At 43.9% G+C, this 23,238-nt stretch carries 18 protein-coding genes, 1 other RNA gene and 1 pseudogene; 7 read left to right on the top strand and 13 right to left on the bottom strand.

The genetic code is table 11. The annotated features are described in order from the left end of the window. Positions 1-123 precede the first annotated feature (123 nt). Positions 124-915, bottom strand: coding sequence for an SIMPL domain-containing protein (locus RTR63_RS03885; RefSeq protein WP_312522758.1), 792 nt, complete (start codon positions 913-915; stop codon positions 124-126). Between the two features lie 325 nt (positions 916-1,240). On the opposite strand from RTR63_RS03885, the gene ffs reads away from it, so the two are divergent. Both ffs and RTR63_RS03875 read left to right on the top strand, forming a co-directional pair. Beyond that, an RNA gene (gene ffs, locus RTR63_RS03880) (signal recognition particle sRNA small type) lies at positions 1,241-1,337 on the top strand. A 751-nt stretch (positions 1,338-2,088) separates the two neighbouring features. After that, positions 2,089-3,486 (top strand): annotated as a pseudogene (locus RTR63_RS03875) (DEAD/DEAH box helicase); the annotation flags it as partial. An 833-nt stretch (positions 3,487-4,319) separates the two neighbouring features. Here RTR63_RS03875 and RTR63_RS03870 read toward each other — a convergent pair. Continuing rightward, complete coding sequence (locus RTR63_RS03870; RefSeq protein WP_312522757.1) at positions 4,320-5,336, bottom strand: alpha/beta hydrolase; 1,017 nt, start codon at positions 5,334-5,336, stop codon at positions 4,320-4,322. Between the two features lie 509 nt (positions 5,337-5,845). On the opposite strand from RTR63_RS03870, the gene RTR63_RS03865 reads away from it, so the two are divergent. After that, positions 5,846-6,985, top strand: coding sequence for an MFS transporter (locus RTR63_RS03865; RefSeq protein ID WP_312522762.1), 1,140 nt, complete (start codon positions 5,846-5,848; stop codon positions 6,983-6,985). Between the two features lie 89 nt (positions 6,986-7,074). Here RTR63_RS03865 and RTR63_RS03860 read toward each other — a convergent pair whose 3' ends face one another. The 5 genes from RTR63_RS03860 to RTR63_RS03840 all read right to left on the bottom strand — a co-directional run bounded on the left by RTR63_RS03860 (position 7,075) and on the right by RTR63_RS03840 (position 13,139). Further along, on the bottom strand, positions 7,075-8,568 hold the full coding sequence (locus tag RTR63_RS03860; RefSeq protein ID WP_312522756.1) for an alanine/glycine:cation symporter family protein: 1,494 nt from the start codon (positions 8,566-8,568) through the stop codon (positions 7,075-7,077). 215 nt (positions 8,569-8,783) lie between these two features. Beyond that, positions 8,784-9,482: a VIT1/CCC1 transporter family protein gene (locus tag RTR63_RS03855; RefSeq protein WP_312522754.1), complete on the bottom strand. Its 699-nt coding sequence runs from the start codon at positions 9,480-9,482 to the stop codon at positions 8,784-8,786. A gap of 170 nt (positions 9,483-9,652) precedes the next feature. Beyond that, entirely contained in the window at positions 9,653-11,197 is a 1,545-nt protein-coding gene (locus RTR63_RS03850) for a DUF3482 domain-containing protein (RefSeq protein ID WP_312522753.1), read from the bottom strand. Between the two features lie 32 nt (positions 11,198-11,229). Continuing rightward, positions 11,230-11,787, bottom strand: a complete 558-nt coding sequence (locus RTR63_RS03845; protein WP_312115098.1) for a hypothetical protein — start codon at positions 11,785-11,787, stop codon at positions 11,230-11,232. Positions 11,788-11,789: 2 nt separating this feature from the next. Further along, positions 11,790-13,139 (bottom strand): DUF2868 domain-containing protein, encoded by a 1,350-nt coding sequence (locus RTR63_RS03840; RefSeq protein ID WP_312522751.1) that lies wholly within the window; start codon positions 13,137-13,139, stop codon positions 11,790-11,792. A gap of 165 nt (positions 13,140-13,304) precedes the next feature. Between RTR63_RS03840 and RTR63_RS03835 the strand changes: the two genes are divergently transcribed. From RTR63_RS03835 to RTR63_RS03825, 3 genes are read left to right on the top strand one after another with little or no spacing between them, the layout of a single operon-like run. After that, complete coding sequence (locus RTR63_RS03835; RefSeq protein WP_312522750.1) at positions 13,305-13,895, top strand: hypothetical protein; 591 nt, start codon at positions 13,305-13,307, stop codon at positions 13,893-13,895. Beyond that, positions 13,861-14,103: a hypothetical protein gene (locus tag RTR63_RS03830; protein ID WP_219332720.1), complete on the top strand. Its 243-nt coding sequence runs from the start codon at positions 13,861-13,863 to the stop codon at positions 14,101-14,103. The genes RTR63_RS03835 and RTR63_RS03830 overlap by 35 nt, the downstream gene beginning before the upstream one ends. A 58-nt stretch (positions 14,104-14,161) precedes the next feature. Continuing rightward, on the top strand, positions 14,162-14,404 hold the full coding sequence (locus RTR63_RS03825; RefSeq protein WP_219332721.1) for a hypothetical protein: 243 nt from the start codon (positions 14,162-14,164) through the stop codon (positions 14,402-14,404). Here RTR63_RS03825 and RTR63_RS03820 read toward each other — a convergent pair. Beyond that, complete coding sequence (locus tag RTR63_RS03820) at positions 14,397-15,290, bottom strand: ATP-binding protein (RefSeq protein WP_312522748.1); 894 nt, start codon at positions 15,288-15,290, stop codon at positions 14,397-14,399. The two genes, RTR63_RS03825 and RTR63_RS03820, sit on opposite strands and share 8 nt — an antisense overlap. 214 nt (positions 15,291-15,504) lie before the next feature. Here RTR63_RS03820 and RTR63_RS03815 point away from each other — a divergent pair, with 214 nt between their 5' ends. Next, positions 15,505-17,880, top strand: coding sequence for a hypothetical protein (locus RTR63_RS03815; RefSeq protein WP_312522747.1), 2,376 nt, complete (start codon positions 15,505-15,507; stop codon positions 17,878-17,880). Between the two features lie 120 nt (positions 17,881-18,000). Here RTR63_RS03815 and RTR63_RS03810 read toward each other — a convergent pair whose 3' ends face one another. From RTR63_RS03810 to RTR63_RS03790, 5 genes are all read right to left on the bottom strand, one after another. Continuing rightward, positions 18,001-18,345, bottom strand: a complete 345-nt coding sequence (locus RTR63_RS03810; protein WP_312384040.1) for a YbeD family protein — start codon at positions 18,343-18,345, stop codon at positions 18,001-18,003. A 228-nt stretch (positions 18,346-18,573) separates the two neighbouring features. Next, on the bottom strand, positions 18,574-20,478 hold the full coding sequence (gene rpoD / locus RTR63_RS03805; RefSeq protein WP_203172040.1) for an RNA polymerase sigma factor RpoD: 1,905 nt from the start codon (positions 20,476-20,478) through the stop codon (positions 18,574-18,576). 271 nt (positions 20,479-20,749) lie between these two features. After that, positions 20,750-21,010, bottom strand: coding sequence for a 2Fe-2S iron-sulfur cluster-binding protein (locus RTR63_RS03800; RefSeq protein ID WP_007115706.1), 261 nt, complete (start codon positions 21,008-21,010; stop codon positions 20,750-20,752). Between the two features lie 40 nt (positions 21,011-21,050). Beyond that, positions 21,051-22,184 carry a class Ia ribonucleoside-diphosphate reductase subunit beta gene (gene nrdB, locus RTR63_RS03795; RefSeq protein WP_312522746.1) on the bottom strand — a complete coding sequence of 378 codons (1,134 nt, stop codon included), beginning with the start codon at positions 22,182-22,184 and terminating at the stop codon, positions 21,051-21,053. 318 nt (positions 22,185-22,502) lie between these two features. Next, complete coding sequence (locus RTR63_RS03790) at positions 22,503-23,096, bottom strand: Dps family protein (protein ID WP_409418194.1); 594 nt, start codon at positions 23,094-23,096, stop codon at positions 22,503-22,505. Between the last annotated feature and the right edge of the window lie 142 nt (positions 23,097-23,238).

Raw genomic sequence — 23,238 nt, 5'->3', positions numbered from 1 at the left:
ATGACGAATCAGCATGGGCAAAAAACCGCCGTGCAGAAATTTCTTACTAAGTATTGCTTAGTGAGTAACAGACAAACAAAAAAACCTGTTGATTCAACAGGTTTTTTTGTGGTTAAAATCGGCTTATTTGACCAGTTGGACGGTACCATTGGCAGTAACCGTAATGGTGCTATCACCCGCTTGGAAGTTTTGGTCAGCGACTTTGGCACTGGCGGCTTCTAGCATCATTACACTGCCATACGCGCGCGGTGCACGATAATCGCCTCCTTGACTAAACTCCAACGAGACTAATTGATAGCCTTTTGCTCCCCAGACAGGCAGCAGCGTTTGCGCTTGGCGCTGGAAGTTTTTGGAAGCTTCCATCATCAATTCTTGCTCGGTGGCTTTGCGCGCGGCATCAGACACGCTAAAGTCTAATCCATCAACCGTCATAAAACTTTGCAATTCGGCAATCAATTTGCTAGCGGCAACTGTGTCGGTGCTTTTTAAATTCAAGCTTGCAGTTCCCGTCCAACCAATGATTTTTTGGTTTTTGTCATATTGCGGATAGGTCGCTTGATTGCCCGTACTGACTTGCACTTGTGGGTATTTTTTGGCAATGGCAACCGCTTGGTTCAACGTGGTAGCGATTTGATTAGCCACCTCACTGCTTGATTTGTTTTGCACAGTTTTGCTAAGGGTAGCATTGATTTGGTCATTGCTGACTTTTTTACTTGCAGAGGCAGCAAAGTTAAGCAAGCCGTAGTTTAAAGTATTGGTCATTGATGAGTTCGCAGGGGATGGGTTTACAGGGTAGGTAGCGGCTGAAACACTGGTAAAAGGTAATAGCGTCGCCATAGCAAGCAAGCTGGCTGCAATACGTTTGGTCACTGTATGATTGGCATAGCTATTAGTCGCGGTGCTTAAGTGTGTCATAGTGTTTCCTTTTGTTTTTTCCTAGTTTTTTCTAGTGCTTCTTTATATGGGTTGGCATGAATCTTTTGCTGATTAAACTGCTATTTAGCTCATTCAATTTAGCTCATTCAATGTGTTGTTGAAGGGGCATTATAAAATATTTTGTAACATTTGCAGCGCAAGAATTGTAGAAAAAGGGTAAGAAGTTCGACAAAAATTTACCCGAATGTTGCTTGGTGATGGTTTAGCGTGTGTAAAAGTGAAATAAATACAAAAATTTGGTATATATGATAAAAACAATTTGCATTTGGTCGCCAAATTCTCTAGAATACCGCTTCGGTAACCCCATTGGTAGCTTCGCAACTAGCTGCTGTGAACCCCGCCAGGACCGGAAGGTAGCAACGGTAGCAGCCAGCCAGTGTGCCGAAGATGTGCTAGTGGGGTTATCACTTTTTTAAGTAGGTGTTTTTGATGCCTATTTCACTTGGTAAGTTTTTTAATTGCGAAAGAAAACTGACCAATAATGACTCATATACGCTACCTAAACGCTAAGAGCAACGTCAATTTTCCAATTAATCTAGCTTATCCATCTGCCTAATATCAAGCGCGCCATTGTAAGCGCTGATAATCTTCCGATGATAACCTAATATTTAGCATTGTATTTTTTTAAGCATTCTTGTGAATGCCGCGATACGAACTTTTTGATGGTTTTACTGTTTCAAAAGTTTTGATAAGTCTGACAGTAGGTTTTGTCACTATTTTTATAGTGAAAATAAGTCTTACAGACACGATTACAATGCTTTAAAGCGATTAACACGATATTTGTGATTAATGATAGCTGATAATTTTGCCTATTCATTTTGCTTATCCATTTTGAAAGTGCAGTCAGCTTGAGGGCTTTTGCTTGTTGCGTGTTTTCAATCAAGGTTACCACCGACACTTTGATTAACTTATTTTTTAAGGACTTACATGACTGATTTTAATTCAACCACAGATTTTGCTGATAACTCAATCGATAATTTTTTTAGCCATACCCATAGCAATAGCCAAGCCAACAGCAATGAGCCTACTGACAACGCCCCAGTTGATGACACAGAAGCAACTGCGACAACGGATGTTGTAGCGACTGAAACTGTAGCAACAGATGCGCCAACGTCTGATGGTGCTAACCCTAGCGAAAATGGTTTTACCGCACTGGGTCTTTCAGGTTCATTACTAAAAAGTATTGTCGCAACGGGTTATACCACACCAACGCCTATCCAAGCGCGCGCGATTCCTGCGGCATTAGCGGGTCGTGATTTGCTATTATCCGCACAAACAGGTAGTGGTAAAACTGCCGCGTTTGTATTACCAATTTTGCATCAACTAAGCGAACTACAAGCCAAAGAAAAAGCGGCAGAAAAAACCGCAAGTGGCAAACGTGGTCGCCAACAGCCAAAAGTCGTACAAGCGTTGATTTTGACACCGACGCGTGAGCTGGCTAACCAAGTACAAGACAGCATCCGCAAATATGGCTCAGCCATGAAAGATTTATACAGTGTGCCACTTGTGGGTGGTGCGGCATACAGTGGTCAAATCCGTGCGCTGAAAAAAGGCGTACAAATCATCGTGGCGACGCCGGGTCGTTTGCTAGATCATATCAATGCGCAGCGTGTGAACCTATCTGATTTGACTATGTTGGTACTTGATGAAGCAGACCGTATGCTAGACATGGGTTTTGCCGATGATATCAATGCGATTTTGGAAGCCACACCCCCGCATCGCCAAACCATCATGTCATCTGCGACATGGGATGGTCCAGTCGGTAAAATCGCTGAAAGCTTTACCAAAGACCCAGAGCGTATCAACATCAAAGTTGAAACCGCACACATCGATGAAAAAGTGTACTTCTGTGACAACTTTGACCACAAAAATAAATTATTAGAGCAGCTGATCTGTGACCCAGAGCGTGGTCAAGCGATTATCTTTACCGCGACCAAACGCAGCAGTGAAGAAGTCGCTGAGCGCCTACAACAATGGGAACACAAAGCCTGTTATCTGCATGGTGACTTGCCACAAAGCAAGCGTAATCGTATCGTTTCAGATTTACGCAGTGGCAAATTTGACATCGTGGTAGCAACAGACGTGGCAGCACGTGGTCTTGATTTACCTAATATTACCCATGTATTTAACTATGATTTACCGCGCCAAGTGGAAGACTATGTGCATCGTATCGGTCGCTCAGGTCGTGCTGGTCGTACTGGTATTGCTATCAACCTATGTAGCCGCGATGACCGTCGTCAATTTGGCAATATTGCCCGTTACCTAAAACGTGATATCAATGAAGCGCAAGTTGAAGGTTTAGAACCGCGTTTTGTGGAAAAATTTGAAGGTCGTGGTAAGCCTAATGGTCGTGACGGTCGCGGTCGTGGTCGCAGCGGCAGTGATAGCCGTGGCGGTCGTGATGACCGTGGCAGTCGCTCACAACGTTTTGCTGGTTCAAGCGACAGACCTTCGAGCGAGCGTCGCTTTGCGGACAAGCCACGTTTTGACAACCAAGAACGCTATGGCAAATCAGCGAGCAACGATAGTTCGGCACGTTTTGAAAAACGCGAGCGTTTTGACAAAGGTCACCAAGGCAACAGCGATAGTCGTTTTGGGCGTGATGATGCGAGTGCGCCGCCTCGTCACCGCGATTCAGATAACCGTCATGGCAACAGTCAGGGCGATTTTCACCGCGCCGCTAAATCATCGGATAAACCAAATTTTGACCGTGATTCACGCCAAGGCAATCGTGAGCCTCGCCAAGGTGAGTATGCAGATCGTCGCCGCGATGATAACCGTAGCTTTAACAAAGATGGCTTTAAAGGTTATCAAGGTGATAAACCACGTTACAACACTGACCGTAACAGCAGTGAGCGTCATGGCGAGCGTCCTAGCCGCTTTGAAAAAAATGACCGTTTTGGTGACAAACCTTTTGCCAAAAAAACCGAACGCTCTAGCGAGTTTCGTGGCGATGACCGCGCTCGCAAGCCACGTCCAATCGTAGAAGAAACCTTTGGTCAACCGCTTAAAAAACGTAGCGACAGACCATATCCGGCAAAAGATGGTCAACGTGCTGGTGATTCACGCTCAAATGGGTTTAAATCTGAGGGTTTCAGAAAATCAGACAAACCATTTGCCGGTAAATCATCAAGATCGGAAGGATTTAAGTCATCGTCTGACCGTTATGCTTCATCAAGCAAGCCATCCGCTAAACCGGCTGGTAAACAAGATGGTTGGGATGCGCCAAAACGTAGCCGCCGCAATAGCACAGGCAAACCGCTATAAGCTATGATCAGTAAAAAAAAGCACCGAATTGGGTGCTTTTTTTTGGGTAGCTTATTTTGGCTTGTCATCAGACTGGGCAAATTTTATCCGGCTGTGTAGGTGTTTGGGGCGTTTGGTTATTGGCAAAATTCGCCAACGGTTTGATACAGTTGTTTGCATTGCTCAGGGCACAGATTTTCCATATTCAAAAACGCGTGCGGCATATCCGCAAAATGGACGAGTTGGGATGGCGCGCCTGCGTCTTTTAGTACGTCATGATAGCCGATATCTTCATCACGCAGCGGACAATAACCAGCCGTTAGGTGCAGTGTCTTTGGGGCTTGATACGGCGAATGATGTAGTAGGGTGGCCATATCGGTCCAAAACGGTGAGCTCAGCTCACGGTCATCATACGCTGAAAAATAATTGTCAAAATACCAGCGGATTTTGCTAGATTCTAGTAAATAACCCGTGCCATTTTCCTCAATCGAAGGCTGTGACATGGTGTAATCTAGACTGGCATAAATCAAAATTTGATGGGTGATAGCCAAGTCTGTGCTCACACGGTTGGCAAGCCAATCTTGCACCAAGCTGGCAGTAATCGCACCGCCACCGCTATCACCCGCTATGATAAGCTTGCCGTTACAGGCATAACCGACTTGCTGTAGGGTCGCTGTTAAATACGTTAAAATCGAGTGGGCATCATCAATCGCGGCAGGGTAGCGGTTTTCTGGTGCAAGGCGATATTCGGGCGCTACTACCACGCAGCCTGTCGCTTCGGCCAATTTTTTATAGAGTTTATCATACACGGTGACGCTACCTGCCATGCCACCACCGCCATGAAAATACACCATTACCGGCACGTCAGCCGTTGCTTGTTCATTTGGCAGGGGGCAGTTGCTCGGTACAAATAGCCTAAGCGGTACGTTATAACCACGAAAATTGCTTGGCGTCACCAGCACCGTATCGATGATTTTTGCCATATTGGGTGCGTCAGTGACAAATGCGGTTGTCAAATTGGCTAACGCCTCACGTGCGTTGATGGCATTGGGCTTAACCCCTTGCGCTAACAGATACGGCACAATCACTTGATGCAGCTGTGTCAAATACGCTTGCATGGCAGCGGGCATTGGCTGTTTTAAATTCTTTGGCATAATTCAATCCTATTGATTTTAAGGTTAACTTCCACAATGTGCTAAATATTACTGCAGTTTTGTCATGGCTGGATAGTCATGTTTTGAAAAATACGGATGTTTTGACAAACAGCCATGTGTTAAAAATATTACACGCTAGGACGCCAAATTTGTCATTGAAGGCCTTTAAATACCTTTAATTAACGTGAAGGGCTTGCAAAGTACGGCTTAGGGTTAAACTTCTTTTAACAATAAATACCGCGCTTTAGTGCTAGTATAGGCATTTTTATGACAGGCAATACTTTGTAAAAAGGTCACCTATGACTTCTCAAGCACAACATGCCACTGGGCATTTAGATTCTTCCAATCATTTCACTGATACTGATACTCACACACTAACATCCATTAACTTAACTAGCCGCAATCCACCCCATAGCCAACCGCAAAATCAACCGCCTTCTCAACAACCGCCCTCTCAACAACCGCATACCAAACCACCGACAACGCCACCCTCATTGATAGTCAAAATCATGATTGGCATGATTGGCGCGTTTGCATTTTTGCAGGTTTATTCGATTCAAGCGATTTTGCCGATTATGATGCAAGCATTCTCAGCGACTGAAACACAAGTGGGCATGACAGTTGGGGCGACAGTGATTGCCATTGCCATCATGTCACCGTTTATGGGGATGTTGTCTGATGCCGTGGGTCGTAAAAATATCATTGTGGCATCCATTGCCTTTATGGCAATACCCACGATGATGATTGGGCTATCTGACTCACTCTCCAGTATCATTATTTGGCGATTTATGCAAGGGTTGGCGGTACCTGGCATTACAGTGGTGACGATTGCCTATGTCGGGGAAGAGTACGCGGGCAAAGAGATGGCAAAAATGATGTCCTACTATGTCTCAGGTACGGTATTTGGGGGATTTTTAGGGCGCTTTATCTTGGGGCATCTAGAAGAGCTTATCGGCTGGGAAAAAGGCTTTGTGTTCATGGGCGTGTTGACGGTGCTAGGCGCTGCCTTGGTGGCTTGGTTATTACCGCGCTCACGTCATTTTCATGCCAATCCAAACTTTGCATCGGCGCTGCACATGCTGAATAAACATGTGCGCAACCGTTATGTGGTGACCGCAGGACTGCTTGGCGCGTGCGTGTTGTTTTCATTAGTGGGCTGTTTTACCTATGTTAATTTGCATTTGGCAGATACACCCTACAATCTATCGAGTGCAGGGCTTGCTAACATTTTTGCGGTGTATTTGATTGGGGTGGTGGTCACACCGATTGCAAGTAGTTTAATTGCCAAATACGGCGCTGCCCGTATGGTGCGCGTGGCGGTGATGATTTCGATGATGGGCGTGCTGATGACACTGGCTGCGCCTATCTCCTTGGTGATTGTAGCGCTTGCGGTGATGTCGACCGGGGTGTTTATTACCCAATCGGCGACCATTACTTATATCGCGGTGAATGTCAAAGAAGGGCGGTCGCTGGCGTCAGGTTTATATTATATGGCGTACTACATCGGTGGTAGTATCGGGGCGTGGGCGTGTGGTCTGGCATATGCACAAGGCAAATGGCTATATACAGTCTATACGCTGCTGGCTGTACAGGTCATCGCCTTACTGATTGCATTTTTTGGGTTAATTAAAATCCCAATCAAAAGATAATCATTCATCACAAAAATAAACCCCAATCAATGGGGCTTATTTTTTTAACGGCTGTCAAGTGAAAGCATTAAAGTAGTCACATATTAAAATTAGGGTACAAAGCGATCATGGTCGGGATGTTCACCGAATTCTTTACGGTATTTGGCTGAAATTTCATCCCAAATTGGCGCATTGTGTACGCCATTAGCGCGTGCATCATAGATCGGATCTTTGCCTTGTTTGACCTGTGCTTCATAATCGCGCAGTGCGGCAAACGCAGGTTTTTGCAAGAATAAGATACCAATGATGTTGAGCCAAGCCATCAAACCAACGCCCAAGTCACCCAGTGCCCATGCCAAGTCGGCGGTTTTTAAGCAGCTATAAATTACCACAAATAAAATCACTACTTTGAGTACAGGGATTGCCCAATTTAGCTTTACGGTACGAGTGAGATAACGGATATTGGTTTCTGCAATATAGTAGTAAGCCATGATGGTGGTGAAGGCAAAGAAGAATAAAGCAATCGCTACAAACACTGAGCCAAAGCCTGGCATGATGTTTTCCATCGCAGTTTGCACATAACCTGGACCTGCCGAAACGCCTTTAACCCCTTGATACAAGAAGGCTTCTTTGTTGGCAGGGTCTTGTACGTTATACATACCGGTAATGATTAGCATGAAACCTGTCGCCGAACAAACAAATAGCGTATCGACATATACTGAAAACGCCTGTACTAACCCTTGTTTGGCTGGGTGTGACACATCAGCGGCTGCCGATGGGTGAGGACCTGTACCTTGGCCTGCTTCATTGGAGTAAACGCCACGTTTCACCCCCCATTGAACGGCAAGACCCAACACAGCACCAAACGTAGAATCCATACCAAACGCAGAGCGGAAAATCAATGCTAGCACTTCAGGTAACTGACCAATATGCATGATGATGATAACAATCGCCACGATGATATAGGCGAGTGCCATAAAAGGTACAATCAACTCAGCCGAGGAGGCAATACGCTTGACGCCACCAAAGATAATAAAGCCAAGTAGTGCCGCAATTACCGCGGCTGAAACGCTAGGTGCGACACCCAGTGAATTGTTCATCGCTTCAGCAATCGAATTGGCCTGTACGCCTGGTAACAATAAACCACAAGCCGCGATTGCCGATATCGCAAATAACACCGCGTACCATTTTTGACCCAGCGCTTTTTCAAAATAATAGGCTGGACCACCGATAAAAAAGCCTTTATCATCACGCTCTTTATAAATCTGCGCAAGCGTTGACTCAACGAATGCGGTACTGGCACCCAAGAAAGCTACCATCCACATCCAAAATAATGCACCAGGACCACCAAAAGTAATCGCCGTTGCGACGCCGGCAATATTGCCTGTACCCACACGACCTGCGAGTGACATAGCGAGTGCTTGGAATGAAGACACCCCCTGATCGCTGCTTTTGCCGTCCATCAGCAATCGAATCATGCGACCAAAATGACGCAATTGCAAGAAACGACTACGAATCGAAAAATATAAACCAACCAACAAACATAAATAGATTAATGCGGGACTCCATACCCAATCATTAATCGCATTGACAAAATCTTGCATAACGTTATCTCCCACTACCGTAGAAAGCTAAAACCCCATAGGATTTTTCGCTATTTGCCAACTGTTTAATTTATAGAAACGCTACTCTACCACCCAATAATAGTTTCTATAAACTTGCTGAATTATTACAGTTTCCTTATCTTATAAGAAAAAATTGGTTTTGCAAATGGTAATGATAAAAATTGGCGATAAATAATGCGATAAAAAGTGATTGACTAACCTGTTTTTACCCCAAACATTTCACCGATAAGGTTGGTAGTAACCAACGCGACCACGCCCCAAATTACCACCCGCACAATGGCAGGGAAAATTTTGGCACCCCCCAAATACGCCGATAACCACCCCAAAACTGCCAATCCTATCAAGGTTACTGTGCCCAAACCGCCGACCAAATATTGTTTTGGTAATAGCCAAATACACAGCACCGGTAGCAGCGCCCCTGTGATAAAGGATAAAGCCGATGCCACGGCTGCCTGTAGTGGATTGGCGGATGCGGTATCGGTAAGTCCAATTTCATCGCGCGCATGCGCTTCTAGGGCATTGTGAGCGGTGAGTGCTACCGCAACATCATGTGCCATAGCAGGCGTTAAGCCGCGCTGAACATAAATATGCGTCAGTTCTTTTAGCTCGCGGTCTGAATTATGCTCAAGTTCATAGGCTTCTTTTGCCAAGTCGGCTTTTTCGGTATCCGCTTGCGAAGAGACGGAGACATATTCGCCCGCTGCCATACTAATTGCGCCAGCAATCAGCGATGCCACCCCTGTCAACAGCAAGGTGTGACTGTCCACTTGCGCTGCCGCAACCCCCATTAATAGACTAGCGGTGGAAATTAAACCATCGTTGGCGCCGAGCACGGTTGCGCGTAGCCAGTTGTTGCGATTACTAAAATGCGGTTCATGATGTGCTGAATACATGGTCTTGCCCTCAAAAACAAAAAATTGACATAGATTAAAAAAGATAGATGAAAAGGTAAACATAACAAAATTAACTTAATAAATTCTTATAGTGGGCTTAGCAAATAATAACCTTAACAAGGCTAGATAGTTTTCAGCCAGATTCTTTACCATGTTTTTACCCTAATAAATCAGCGTCTTAATTGACGTGATAGTTGCCAAGCTGCCTCATCGCGCAGCTCATGCGACTGCTTGGCAGATACAGTGGCTTGTCTACCTGTGTTGAGCGATGACCATTCGGGCTTACCACGCGCTTTTTTGAGCAAACTTGGCAATCTATCAACTGACCAAGGCGCGAGCGATTGGTTCGCCATGATGCTATCAGTCGCCGCATGACCACGATGGCGTAGCGCAGTCAGTAGGTCCATCGCTCGAGTCGCCAGTAAGGTCAGGGTAGCAGGGTCTATGTGCAGCCGTTTGACGCCACTGATTTTGTCGGCAATCGCGCTGGTATTTGACAGTAAGCCACCTGCCAAACCACCGAGCGCCGTACCCAGTCCCAGTGACGTGCCAAGGGTGGCGACATCAATACCCAGTCCAATCAGCGCGCCTGCCGCCGCACCGCCTGTGGTACGAATCCCATAACTGGCTAGTACGTCTTTATCAAACGGATCGCGGCGATATTCAGTCAGCTCAAGCGGTGTGGTGGTGACGGTATTGTCATAAAATTTATACAGGTTTAATAGTTCGTCTTGCATACTGCGTTCAGCTTGGCGTACTTTTTCTTGCATTTTTTGCAAGGTAGGCAGTGGATCATCCTCCTCGTGAATGGTTTCAACAAAGGCGGCAACGTTTAATAAAAAATGCGCAATGATAATATTGGCATCATCGTACAAATCATCCCAGTCGGCTTTACGACGCTCAATCAGTTGTTTGATAATTTCAGGTTGTATCAGCATGGTTTCTAAGTTTTGCCACAGTTTGATTTCATCATCAAACTCAAACGCCACTGAGTCAAACCGCGTAGATACATGCAAGTTGCGGCGCGCGAGCATCTGCTGCCACTCATTGATATTGCTATCTTGACCCTTAGTAAAGTTAAATACAGGCATGACGGGGATGGCTGACCATGACAGCACCGTCAACTCATCTTTATATTTGCCGAGCACAGGCTCACGCGCATCAATCACATAGACAGCCATGTCACTGGCAATCAGCTGACGAATGACCTTGGCTTCTTGGCTAAACTCGTCTTGTGCAGGTGCACTTGCCAAAAATTGCTGTAACCGCTCCACACCGTCACGGCGGGCGGCGGTATTGTCTTCTAACCAATCAAGTAGCCCTGACGCATCTTCTAGACCGGGCGTGTCATACAGTGCCACCAAGCCTTGACCCGTTTGGCTGTCATTGATCATGGCTTTTTCCACATGACGGGTAGTGGCAGGCGCATTTTTGACTTCGCCAAAGTACATATCACGCAGCAGGGTGCGTAGTAGCGAAGTTTTACCGGTATTGGTATGCCCCACAACCGCCAATTTTAACGCTTCATTTTCGCCAATGCTGATTTTGCGGCTTGGATAGGGGTTTTGTTCAGCTTGGGCTAATGGATGATTGGTTGGCTGCGTAGCGATATCAGTGCTTGGATGGGTCGCGCTGTCAGTAGCCGTCGCTGGCAAATAATCTTTGGTTAAATCAATTGTCAATTTTTCTTGGGTGGTTATGTCTCTGTTATCCATTATTTTGTTAACCTTTATATATTCAGCGCGAGCTATTTTTGGCAAGTTCTTTTGGCAAGTTCTAGGGCATGGTTGACATGATTGAAGGCAGTTTGGGCCAGTGGATGTGCCAGCCAATCATCAAAACTATGGGCAACATCGTCGGTGTTTTCGCTACTATCTTCTGCCAATTGGTCATAATAATCCAAATAGCCTTCCGCAGTTAAAATCACCCAACCATCACTTACTTCGGATTTTTCTTCCATGGCTGTCAAAGATAGATAAACCCCAAGCATATCAAGCATCAGTAAAATCGCGTCACTGGTGCTGTGTGGATAGCTATCGCCCATAGCAAACATGATGTCATCGAGCGCATTTAGCGCCTGTTCGATGCTATCGGGTTGCCAAGTCTGAGTATTTATGGCGTCAAACAGGGCTTGATAGTAGGGTTTTTCACTGTCGAGTTCATTGTCAAGCCAATCGGCTGGTAAATTTTGCACAAATTGACGCAGTAGATTTTGCACAAAAGCGCTTTGCGCTGCGAGCGTAAGCTGTGCAGCAGTCTGGGCAATGCTATCAATTACATCGGCATAGCTGATTGTGGCATTCATGGTTAATTTTCTCTTACTAGGGCAATTTGGCGTTCTGCCAACGCGGTTTCCCATTGTAGTTGACGGGTTTTGATGGTTTCAATTTCGCTCGGACTCGGCAGGTAGCCTTGATTGGCATCGAGCAGTTGCACAATCATGCCACCTTTTGCCGCGCTTGCGATATTATCGAGTTTTCGCAGGGTGCCACGGTCGGGAAGTGCGAGATTGGAGATACCGACGAGCACTTGAACAGGGTTGCTTTGAAGGTAGGCAATCAGTTTTTCCAAGTCATCACGATCATCGATACGACCAAAGTCTTGCGCCGCCATACCAACGGTTTTGGCATACCATTGCGGGTTGGCTTGCGGGTATTCGAGCAACACGGCAAGTTTGTTGGCTAGGCTGATTTGGGCAGTGGGTGCGATAGGTTTTTGCTCCGTAGGGCTGTCATCGGGGTCAATCACTTTGCGCTGCCAAAAATCGATAATTTTTTGATAGTACGGCTGTTTGATATCAAGTTTCATACGACTTGAGCGTACCATCACCAGACAACATAGCCATGCGAGCAAACGCGGCACGATACCGTACATCAGTAGGCTGCCGATTAATAACATCGCCCAGCGAAACGAAATCATCTGTGGCGTGGTTTCAGGATTCATTTGCGCGGTGATAATATCTTGTGCCGTTGGCGTAGGAAAGCCTACCCAATGGGGGAGCCAAGACATCAGCTTGACCACTTCCACCACGTTGCTGTCTTGTAGTAGGGTTGATTCCCACACAAAATTATAATTTTTCACCAATAACAATAGAATTAATGATACCAACATCCCCGATAGGCTGGCTAACCAAAACTGGTGGCTGATACGACTGACGTACCATTTGGTGCCAGCGTGATTGAGCTGGTCTTGATATAGCTCGACCGCTGTTTGGGTGACAACATCTTTGCCACGCACTAGGGTTGCCGGGGTAAAAAAAGCACCAAAAAAACTGGGTTTGTTACGCGGTGAGAACAGCATCCAACCGAGCCAAACCAGCAAGATAATGGTATTAAACCCTAATAAACTGGCTAGCACATAAAAAAAGTTCACCACCTGCGCTTGCATCAAGCCAAATAACGCGACAAAGCCTAGAATAAACCACAGTACGGTCAATCCCCAAATCACGCCATTGACGCGGGTATCAATGGTGGTAAGTAGCTGCGCAAGTTTACCGTCATTATCAATGCGTGTGGCACGGCGGCGCAATTTGGTCAGGGGCTCACCCGACTCATGTTGCAGTTTTTCCGTGATAAGGATCGGATCGGCGGCAAAGATATGCTGTTTTTCTTCCAGCCTGCGCACCAGTTCGGTCAGTTGGTCTTGAGATGTGTACATTTTTTAGGTTCTAGAAATAATTTGTCTTATAATAACAGAATTTATTTTGAACTTAATAATTAAAGACCGATTAAAAAATCTATCAACTTTTATATTGATAAATATGTTTTAAAAAGATAAAATATCGATAAATTTTAGATAAAGAACTTAAAGGTGATAATCTAAGTGCATAATATTAGTCAATTAGATTTAATTGAAAATTTAAATTTCGACAACCTACTTAAAGGTTGTTCAAGTTTGAATGATATTTATTTGACTTTAGAACTAAGTGGTTTGAATACCACTAAATGGCTTCCATTTGAATTCACTAAAGAAAATTACTCTGATAAAGAAGCGATTAAAAAAAGTATATGCGATTTATTGAATAATGTTAAAAATAATATAAGAAAAAATATAGAATATTTAGATTTAGCTCTTAGTTTACTTGTAGATGCTATTAGAAAACCTGGAAATGATATCAGAAGATACGGCATTTATAATAATGAGTATTTTTTTCAACTTTTAAAAAATTTAAAAGCTAAATTTTCAAATCGTAGTTATCAATGTGACATTGAGTTTATATTAGTTTTTTTCAGTAACTTTAGAAAATATTATCAAAAACTAGTTGTCAACTTTACAGAGTACATTGTGGCTAAATACATTCATAATATTTCTTTTAATAAAGCGTTTAGTTTAAAAGCCAATTTATTAACTTTTAACCATTTATTAAGAGAAAGAATTTATGCGAGAAACCAAAAATTTAGATATATCAATTAATACTTTTAATTTCAAGAATTGTAATAATTTTCAAATCAATCAAACCATTATTCTTACGTCTGAATTGGCTGAGACTGATGTGAAAGTAGTTGCAATAGAAGATATTGAAGAAAAGGCAAAAAAGCTAGAAGTTTTAGCGTCAGTCATGAATATTGTAGTTACTATTTCGCCAATAGTATTGCCATTTTTTATGAGTATAACTGTTTAATTTAACGTGATAAGTGCATTTCTAAGAAACAGTAATGCACTTATTTTAAGGTAATAGAATGTCGGCTAAAAAAGAAGATATCCAAACTAAAGCTCAAAGAATCCAAATTGATTTATCACCCAAAGCAGTAGAGACGTTAAAACGTCTTAAAGAAGAAACGGGCTTAAGTACCTATAGTGCTATTATCGCTCAATCGTTAAGTTTCAAAGACCAAATTATGAAAGAATTGGCGCGGGATGATAGTAATCGCTTATTGATTGTCAATGATAAGGGTGAGGCAACTCAAATCCTTATTACTTAATATTTTGTAGTCGTTTCATGCCAATAAAATACCGACTAAACTGATACGCCACGCGCCCAGAGCGTCCGCCACGCTCACTGGCAAAGCGCAAGGCAGCGGCTTTTGCTTCCTCATCAAAGGACAAACTTGCTTGCGCCAAATAATGCGCACAAATATCTAAATACACAGGCTGGGTCATGGGATGAAACGACAGCCACAGCCCAAAGCGGTCAGACAACGACACGGTTTCATCAATTGTCTCATACGGATTGACTTCATCGGTTTGCCCATTATAAATGCTCACATTGTCTTTCATCAGTTGCGGTAGTAGATGACGGCGATTACTGGTCGCGTAGACCAGTAGTTTGTCTTGCTCGCTATCTAGCGCGCCATCGAGCACGCTTTTGAGTGTGCGATAATTCTCATCTTGCCCATTGAACGCTAAGTCATCACAGTACACCACATAATGACAGCCATGATTGGGCTGGGCTTTATGAAGGTCTCGTACCGCTTGGCGAATCGGCTCTAACATTACCAAATCATCTCGTGACACTTCGATAATACGAAGCCCATCCGCTTTATATTGATTGAGCAATGCCCGAATGAGCGACGATTTTCCCGCCCCACGCGTGCCTGTCATGAGTACATGATTGGCAGGTAAGCCTGCTAAATATTGGCGCGTGTTTTGCATCAGTTTATTTTTTTGCCCATCAATGCCAAGCAAATCATCCAACGTCAATCGCAAATCTACGGTTAAAGGCACCAGTTCACCACTGCCTGTGCGGCTATTGGATTGCCAGCGGTAGGCAAGCACGCTTGGGTCAAGTTGTATGGGCTTGGGCAGCTGTGCCTGTAAAAATTGGGAAAGTAAGTGTTCTAGGTTAGTGGGTAGAGTGAGTTGCGACATACAAGGGTTCTTCTGAGTGATTTTTAAGTAATTGGTTTTTAAATGAGTGGTTTTTAAGCAATTTTTCGGTATTTAGTTCGTATGATAGCAAAACTCCGTTAGATTACCCATTATCTTTGTAAACATTGCAGCATAACACTGGCTTTTTGTTTACAAAAAAAATCAATTCAGTTATAAAGATAGGATTTATGATAAAATTTGTTAAGGAAGATCAATGAATGCGCAACAAGCCATCGCCTTTAGTATCAAACCTCTCACTTTTGCTATTGTCATGCTGGGGATTCACGGCTGTGCCACGCAGCCTAGCGCGAGTCAGCCGCTGTCTCAACGTGTGTTGCAGGCCAACCAAAATTTGCTCAGTCGCCAAAGCTATGCTTATGACTATCGAGTCAATGTGGTGCGCCCGCACTTACGTAGCGCACAAGCGTTAGCTGCAAGCCCTAATCGTTTAAAACTTATCGGGCAGCTGAGCACAGCACAGCACCTTGATGCTCGCCAACAAGCCTTGGTTACAGAGGGGGTCAATCACCAAACCCGTGAACAAAGCGAAGTGGGGCAAGTGATGGATATTTTAACCAAGCGCTTTGAGTTTGCCTCCACAGGTGTGGTAGATCTTCGCCGAGGGCAAATGTCAATCGTGCCTGAATTTCGCTACGTGCAGAACAATGCGGGGGCGTTTATCAAAGTGCCACTAGCGGCTGATTTCGCGCGCTCAAAAGTATATGCTGACTTATCGGGACTCTCTGAGTTTGCTACCGACCCGCAATATGATGGACGCTACATTGAATATGACTATAGCAAACTGCTAAAAGATAAAAAGATAGATAAAAGAGCCTTATTCAAGGTATTTGAACAGATGTCACTGCTAAATGCCACCCTTGCCAAAGAAAGCGATTATCAGACATTGGCTTTGACTACTGAAGATAAAGCCAAAGGTGTGAGCCAGCGCATTGGCTACCGCATTGGCTACAATCAAATGCTAGCAGAGTATTTGCTGTTCTTCCACGTCAATGAGCGCTACCTAAAATCATTCATCAATCCAGCCGATTTTGTCAAAGATGATGAACTAAAGCAGCTTAGTAGCCTTGCCGTTAGCCCAAGGTATCTGATGAAAAAAGCCTTTGACAGCCATGAGTTGGCAAGCGTTGAAGAAAAAGCGTATGAATCTGCCATGCGCCTGTATGAAGCCATTGACAAAATGCGCGCGCAATCAGATGACAGCGCTGCTGACCCAGCCAGTGCCGATGCTGCAGAGGCAATGGACAGTTTAGAGACTCAAACAGCCACCGACGAGTCAACCACTGATGAGCCAACCACAGACGAATCAATCAGTGAAGAATTGGGTCAAACCGCAAAAGCGTTAGCAGCCTTTGACAAATACCAATCAGACAAATTGGTCAGTGCCGCTGCACTGGCAAAAATCATCGACGCCAATCCGCAAGCCTTTAAAGCGCTGCAAGCTGAAATAAGCAAAGAGGCAAATAGCAGCTTTATCTCAATGGATGATGACATCCGTATCAGCTATGGACTCAACCGCCAAAATCAACTACTTAATGTGGTGGCAATGAGTGATTTACCAGCATTTGAAAAAACCACGCCGACTACCAATCAGCCCAAGACCCAAATGCGCACAGTGGTTAACTTTTATGATTATGGCAAAGCCCGCGTCAATCCTGATATCTTCAACAAAGCAGTCACTTGGCAACAAGCATCAAAAGATAACAATCTATGGGCGGCGACAAAACAATCCAAAGTCTTTGACAGTGATAAGAATTTAGAAGCTTTGTCCTATAGCCTACTCAAACAAAACAAAGGGTTTGTCGAGACCTTTGTCACCCTCTATACCTACCAGTTTGTGTTGCAAAAAGATGAAGCAAGCCTCAATGAAATAGATATGGCGGCGCTAAACGCCGCTGCAACCAAACTTGCAAAAATACAGGCCGATAATGATGCAGTCATGAATACTGATAGCCGTCAGCAAGAAGCGGTTACAGACGTTGATGCGTATGTCGATGAGGAACTTGCTGAACATATCGCAGGGATTGTTGATAAAACCTATCGCAATCAGCAATACTTGCAACAGATTGCTAGACTTAAAGCGCAAGGCAAATCTGACGCCCAGATTTTTAGCCAGTTGTATCAAACTATCAGCGACAAACCCAGCGATGTAGAAAGTTCAGCTGCAGTGGCGGCGGAAGCTGCAGTAGATGTTGTTGAGGAAAGCCAAGAACAACAAGCTTGTTCGCTACTGTTGGACACAGATAAACTTGATAAAACATCACGCACCCGCCTTGCCAAAATCTGTGCAAAAATAGACAAAGCCACCGCATCTGCATCACGCGACGCGGCTAAATCCGCACCCATAACGGCTGCCGATATTGCCAAGCAAAAGCAGGCGCGTGATAAGTTTAATCAATTACTGGGCGAAATCGCTATCGAAGACATGCACACCCAAGCCAAGTATATCAGCCTATCTGACGAGGGGGATGATGAGTTAATTGAAAAACTCAAACCTCACTTTGAGGCGAGCTATGATTTTGATTATGATGCCTACAAGGCTGCCTATCAGTTGTTACTTTTGAGTCAATAATCGGGCAAACGAAGCATCAACTGCTAATGACCCATATAAAACAGATAAAAAAAGCGGGATAACTGATGTATCCCGCTTTTTTGTACGTCAATCAATCGTGCCATTTTAACCATGACAGGTTTATAATACGGTACGAATACTTGCCGCTTCATCCAGCATTTTATATAAGTTATTGACTTGCTCGGCTTCTGTCAAATATACATTGGCACGTACGGAGTGGAAACGACCGGTACGCGATGGATTAATAGTCAAACTTGCCAAATCAAATTCAGGAAATAAGCTACCCAAAATTAATTTTACTTCATCGAGTAGTGTCTCTTTGTGACCTTCATGACCGATGATACTTAACGGATAGTCCATCGGAAAATTCCACAATTCTGGGTGCTGGATATCCGTAGGTTTCGCCGCTCGCGTACTACATGCAGCGGCTTCCAAGTTATTAAGCGTAATTGTTTTATCGTTCATGGCATCACCTAAGGTTGTATAAATTTCTTTAGGGTCTAAATGAGGGTAAAACCGATAATTTCAAGACGTTGGGGTTTGGCGTTGAAAAAAGCCCCATCCATAAAACTATCCATAACCCCATTTATAACCCAATTCATAAAAAGCCACATTTATAGAAAAATCACATTCATAAATCCTCCCATAAAAAAACCGAGAACATTGTCTCGGCTTTTTTGGATGGATATAACATTAATCATTCTCTAGAAATGAACGTAAATGTTCCGAGCGAGAAGGGTGGCGCAGTTTACGCAGCGCTTTGGCTTCAATCTGACGAATACGCTCACGGGTGACATCAAATTGTTTACCCACTTCTTCTAAGGTATGGTCGGTAGACATATCAATACCAAAACGCATTTTAAGCACTTTGGCTTCACGTTCGGTGAGGTTGGCTAACACTTCACGGGTAGCTTCTTTTAACCCTTGTGCCGTTGCTTCATCCACTGGGCTTGAGATGCTCGAATCCTCAATAAAATCACCCAAGTGACTGTCTTCATCATCGCCGATTGGGGTTTCCATTGAGATGGGCTCTTTGGCGATTTTGAGTACTTTACGGACTTTGACTTCGTCCATCTCTAAGCGTTCACCCAACTCCTCAGGGGTAGGCTCACGTCCCATTTCTTGTAATAGCTGGCGCGATACACGGTTGATTTTATTGATGGTTTCAATCATGTGCACAGGGATACGGATGGTACGCGCTTGGTCAGCAATCGAGCGGGTGATGGCTTGGCGAATCCACCAAGTGGCATAGGTGGAGAATTTATAACCACGGCGATATTCAAATTTATCTACCGCTTTCATCAAGCCAATGTTGCCTTCTTGAATCAAATCAAGGAACTGCAAACCGCGGTTGGTGTATTTTTTAGCAATCGAGATAACCAGACGTAAGTTCGCCTCAACCATTTCTTTTTTGGCGCGGCGGGCTTTGGCTTCACCCACAGACATGTTACGTGCGACCACTTTCATTTGGTCGATGCTCATGCCAAGATTTTGCTCATGCTGCTGAATACGCCCTTGATACTGTAGCACTTCATCAAGTACCCGCTCTAACGTGTCGGCAAAGGCAGGTTTGCCTGCGATACGGTTAGGGAGCCAGTCAAGGTTGGTTTCATTATGCGGAAAGGTTTTGCGAAACTCATCTTTTGGCATTTTACCGCGGCGAATGACCAGTTTCATGATATGACGTTCGTTTTTACGCACGTCTTCATACACTTCACGCATCATATCCATGATATTGTCAGAGACGCGGCTATTGAGCTTAAATAGCATAAAGCAGTTGGCAAGCTCATTCATCGCCGCTTTGACGACGTCGCTATCACGGTCATGGGTGGCTAATAAATCTTTGACCTTGGTGAACAATTGCTCTAATTCTTCAAAGCGCAGACGCACTTCTTCAGGGTCAAGACCGCTCGCTTCTTCGGTATCGGCATCTTCGCTGACGTCGCCATCGGCCTCTTCGATTTCATCGGCATTTTCAGCTTCATCATCGAGTTCATCCTCGGCTTTGTCGTCTTTGACTTTGGGTTTGATAATCGGTAACGCGATTTCTACCTCTTCGTCATCGGCAAGGGGAATGACATCAGCAGCTTCAGGGTCAAGAAAACCGGTAATAATATCCGAGACTTTCTTTTCACCTTCAAAGGTTTGGTGGTATTCATTAATGAGCATGGCCACGGTACCTGGCCAAAAGGTCATGGCATGTTGTACATCTCGAATACCATCTTCGATACGCTTAGCAATCGCAATCTCGCCTTCACGGGTGAGTAGGTCAACCGTACCCATCTCACGCATGTACATACGCACAGGGTCGGTGGTGCGACCTGGCTCAGATTCTACTGAGGCAAGTACCGCAGCGGCTTCATCGACAGCAATTTCGTCATCATCCGCATCATCGCTAAGCATAATGTCGTCTTCATCAGGCGCGGTCTCAAAAATCTTGATGCCAACGTCTGTGAGCATTTGAATAATATCATCAATTTGGTCACTTTCAGTTACCGATTCGGGGAGTTGGTCATTAATCTCAGCATAGGTGAGATAACCTTGCTCTTTACCTAATTGAATCAGCGTGGCTAATTGAGAAGTTGAATGTTCGCTCATGAGGGCTCGCTTTGATATTGGTTAAAAAAATAAATAATGTAATAGCACGACAAATAAGCTAATGACTGTATTTCTTCATTTTTATCAAGGGATACACCCTGCAAATGACAGTCGAGGACTAAATAAAGATTTAGTATGATTAAAAAGCGGTAGTCAACCTATTATTATAACGGATTATATGAGGTTCGCGGGGAGAAAATTAAAGGCAAAGCGGGTAAGTTTTCGCTTTATGCGGCCTTTCGCGCAGTTTTTGACGGGTTATTTTGGTAAATTAATCGATATCAAGCTCGATTGCCCCTCTGACTTGACAACAGCAGGGTAGGATTTCGTCATCGTCTAACATCACCAGTGGCTCATTGATGTATTCGATACGGGTGTCATGGTGGCGACGGCGGTATTTGAGCTTACAAGTACCGCAATAACCTTCAAGGCATTGGTGATTGGCAGGGATTTTTGAGCGAAGCATGCCTTGTAGCAACGTCTCGGCGTCATGCAGATAAAACTGCGTGTTGTTGGTAAAAATCCATGCCATAATCGATTATATTGCCTAAATAAAATAAGCGTATGACGAATTACAATTCAAAATCATCAAACGCATCATCACTGAGCTCTGCGTCAATTTGACCGACTAAGTAAGAGGTGATTTCTGACTCTTGGGGCGCGACTTGCACGTTGTCTGAGGAGAGCCAAGCATTAATCCAAGGAATCGGGTTGTTTTTAATCGCTCCAAAAATCGGCGGTAAGCCAATCGCATCCATACGTAGGTTGGTAATGTATTCGACGTATTGCACCAAGATATTTTCATTCAAGCCAATCATTGAGCCATCTTTAAACAAGTATTTTGCCCATGCTTTTTCTTGTTCAGCCGCGTCTTTGAAAATTTCAATGGCTTGCTGTTGGCAGGCTTGGGCGATTTCTACCATGTCAGGGTCATCTTTGCCCGATTGCATCAAATTAATCATATGCTGGGTGCCGTTTAGATGAAGCGCTTCGTCACGGGCAATCATTTTGATGATTTTGGCATTACCTTCCATCAGTTTGCGTTCAGCAAAGGCAAATGAACAGGCAAACGACACATAAAAACGAATCGCTTCTAGCACATTGATAGCCACCAAACATAGATACAATTTGGTTTTAAGCAGGCGTAAATTAACCTCGACGGGCTTGCCATCGATGACATGACGACCTTCACCGTATAGGTTATATAGCTGAGATAGTTGATACAGCTCGTCATAAAACTTGGCAATCCCTGTCGCGCGCTCTAGGATAAAAGGATTGTCAACGATATCGTCGAATACTTTGCTTGGGTCATTGACCACGTTACGAATAATGTGGGTATAGCTGCGAGAATGGATGGTCTCAGAAAATGACCATGTTTCAATCCAGGTTTCTAATTCAGGAATCGATACCAGCGGCAGTAGCACGGCATTGGGGCTACGACCTTGAATCGAATCAAGCAAGGTTTGGTACTTTAGGTTGCTTAAGAAGATATGCTGTTCATGCACTGACAAGTTGCTAAAATCCAAGCGGTCTTTGGAAACGTCAATTTCTTCTGGACGCCAAAAAAACGACAATTGCTTTTCAATCAACTGCTCGAAAACAGGGAATTTTTGTTGGTCGTAACGTGCCACATTGACAGGCTGACCAAAAAACATCGGCTCAAGCAATGGGTCATTTTTGGTTTGGCAAAAGATGGAATATGACATAGCGGTGAATCTTCTTCAATCAAAGTTCAAGACAAGTGGCGTAGCAGTATCAGTTAACAAGTAAATCAGCTAACAAATGCATCAACTGGCTAGTATGCTTGGCTATTATAGATAACAACATATAGAAATTGCAATCCACCCAAGGACTTGATTTCTAAGGATAAAATTTATAACATATTGAAATATATAACTATTTGTATATCAAAAAAATAACTAATTAAATTTATTGACATTTGAAAATCTATATATTGTGTTTTTATTTTACCACGCAATAAAAAAGACGACTATTAAAGCCGTCTTTTTGGTCAGATGGGACGATTAGCCAAGATAGGCATTGTACATCCACACCAATTTTTCTTGTTCTTGCACGTACGCAGTCAATTGGTCGGCAGTGCCTTGATCGTCATCTTCATCCGCTAAGTCAATGATTTCGCGTTCTTTAGCGATGGTCATAGTCAGACCCGTTAAAATACCTTTCACACATGCCACACCGTCAGAGACGTTTTTGTCTTCTTTGATGCTTGAGATTTTTAAGAAATCGCTATAAGCATGTAGTGGTGTACCTTGTAAGGTCAAAATGCGTTCAGCAATTTCATCAATCTGGACTTGCAGCGCAGTATATAACTCTTCAAACTTCACATGGAGGGTAAAGAAATCTGAGCCACGCACGTTCCAGTGATAGCCACGCACATTGGTATAGAACACATGATAGTTGGCTAATAAGGTATTTAATTGCTCAACAATGGCGCTCATGTCTGCAGCGGCTAAGCTGATATCACGTGTTTTACTTGAGGCAGATTTGGAAGCAGTAGATTTGGAGGGAGTCACTTTTTCACCTGATTTATCGGTATTGTCTAATTGTTCTGAGTCTTGTTTGGTTGCTGATTGTTTTGTAGTGGCTTGTTTTGCCATGTTGTTATCTCCTAAAATGATGATTTTTATTTGTTTAGGACTTAATTGTAAGCCTAAACAATCTGTTATTAAAATTAATCGTTTTTATCAGTACGTTTAATTTAATCAATTAAAATGTACGGTATTACCCTAAAAATAATAT

Origin of the sequence: Moraxella sp. CTOTU47724, from assembly GCF_032014955.1 — a bacterium.
GTDB lineage: Bacteria > Pseudomonadota > Gammaproteobacteria > Pseudomonadales > Moraxellaceae > Faucicola > Faucicola tetraodonis.
Note: the sequence above shows the minus strand (reverse complement) of the source record. Positions and strands in the feature narration are given on the sequence as shown.

What these genes read in the sequence shown, in the direction of transcription:
- RTR63_RS03885 (WP_312522758.1), bottom strand. Translation starts at nt 915, where the DNA reads ATGACACACTTAAGCACCGCGACTAATAGCTATGCCAATCATACAGTG.
- RTR63_RS03870 (WP_312522757.1), bottom strand. Translation starts at nt 5,336, where the DNA reads ATGCCAAAGAATTTAAAACAGCCAATGCCCGCTGCCATGCAAGCGTAT.
- RTR63_RS03865 (WP_312522762.1), top strand. Translation starts at nt 5,846, where the DNA reads ATGATTGGCATGATTGGCGCGTTTGCATTTTTGCAGGTTTATTCGATT.
- RTR63_RS03860 (WP_312522756.1), bottom strand. Translation starts at nt 8,568, where the DNA reads ATGCAAGATTTTGTCAATGCGATTAATGATTGGGTATGGAGTCCCGCA.
- RTR63_RS03855 (WP_312522754.1), bottom strand. Translation starts at nt 9,482, where the DNA reads ATGTATTCAGCACATCATGAACCGCATTTTAGTAATCGCAACAACTGG.
- RTR63_RS03850 (WP_312522753.1), bottom strand. Translation starts at nt 11,197, where the DNA reads ATGGATAACAGAGACATAACCACCCAAGAAAAATTGACAATTGATTTA.
- RTR63_RS03845 (WP_312115098.1), bottom strand. Translation starts at nt 11,787, where the DNA reads ATGAATGCCACAATCAGCTATGCCGATGTAATTGATAGCATTGCCCAG.
- RTR63_RS03840 (WP_312522751.1), bottom strand. Translation starts at nt 13,139, where the DNA reads ATGTACACATCTCAAGACCAACTGACCGAACTGGTGCGCAGGCTGGAA.
- RTR63_RS03830 (WP_219332720.1), top strand. Translation starts at nt 13,861, where the DNA reads ATGCGAGAAACCAAAAATTTAGATATATCAATTAATACTTTTAATTTC.
- RTR63_RS03825 (WP_219332721.1), top strand. Translation starts at nt 14,162, where the DNA reads ATGTCGGCTAAAAAAGAAGATATCCAAACTAAAGCTCAAAGAATCCAA.
- RTR63_RS03820 (WP_312522748.1), bottom strand. Translation starts at nt 15,290, where the DNA reads ATGTCGCAACTCACTCTACCCACTAACCTAGAACACTTACTTTCCCAA.
- RTR63_RS03815 (WP_312522747.1), top strand. Translation starts at nt 15,505, where the DNA reads ATGAATGCGCAACAAGCCATCGCCTTTAGTATCAAACCTCTCACTTTT.
- RTR63_RS03810 (WP_312384040.1), bottom strand. Translation starts at nt 18,345, where the DNA reads ATGAACGATAAAACAATTACGCTTAATAACTTGGAAGCCGCTGCATGT.
- rpoD (WP_203172040.1), bottom strand. Translation starts at nt 20,478, where the DNA reads ATGAGCGAACATTCAACTTCTCAATTAGCCACGCTGATTCAATTAGGT.
- RTR63_RS03800 (WP_007115706.1), bottom strand. Translation starts at nt 21,010, where the DNA reads ATGGCATGGATTTTTACCAACAACACGCAGTTTTATCTGCATGACGCC.
- nrdB (WP_312522746.1), bottom strand. Translation starts at nt 22,184, where the DNA reads ATGTCATATTCCATCTTTTGCCAAACCAAAAATGACCCATTGCTTGAG.
- RTR63_RS03790 (WP_409418194.1), bottom strand. Translation starts at nt 23,096, where the DNA reads ATGGCAAAACAAGCCACTACAAAACAATCAGCAACCAAACAAGACTCA.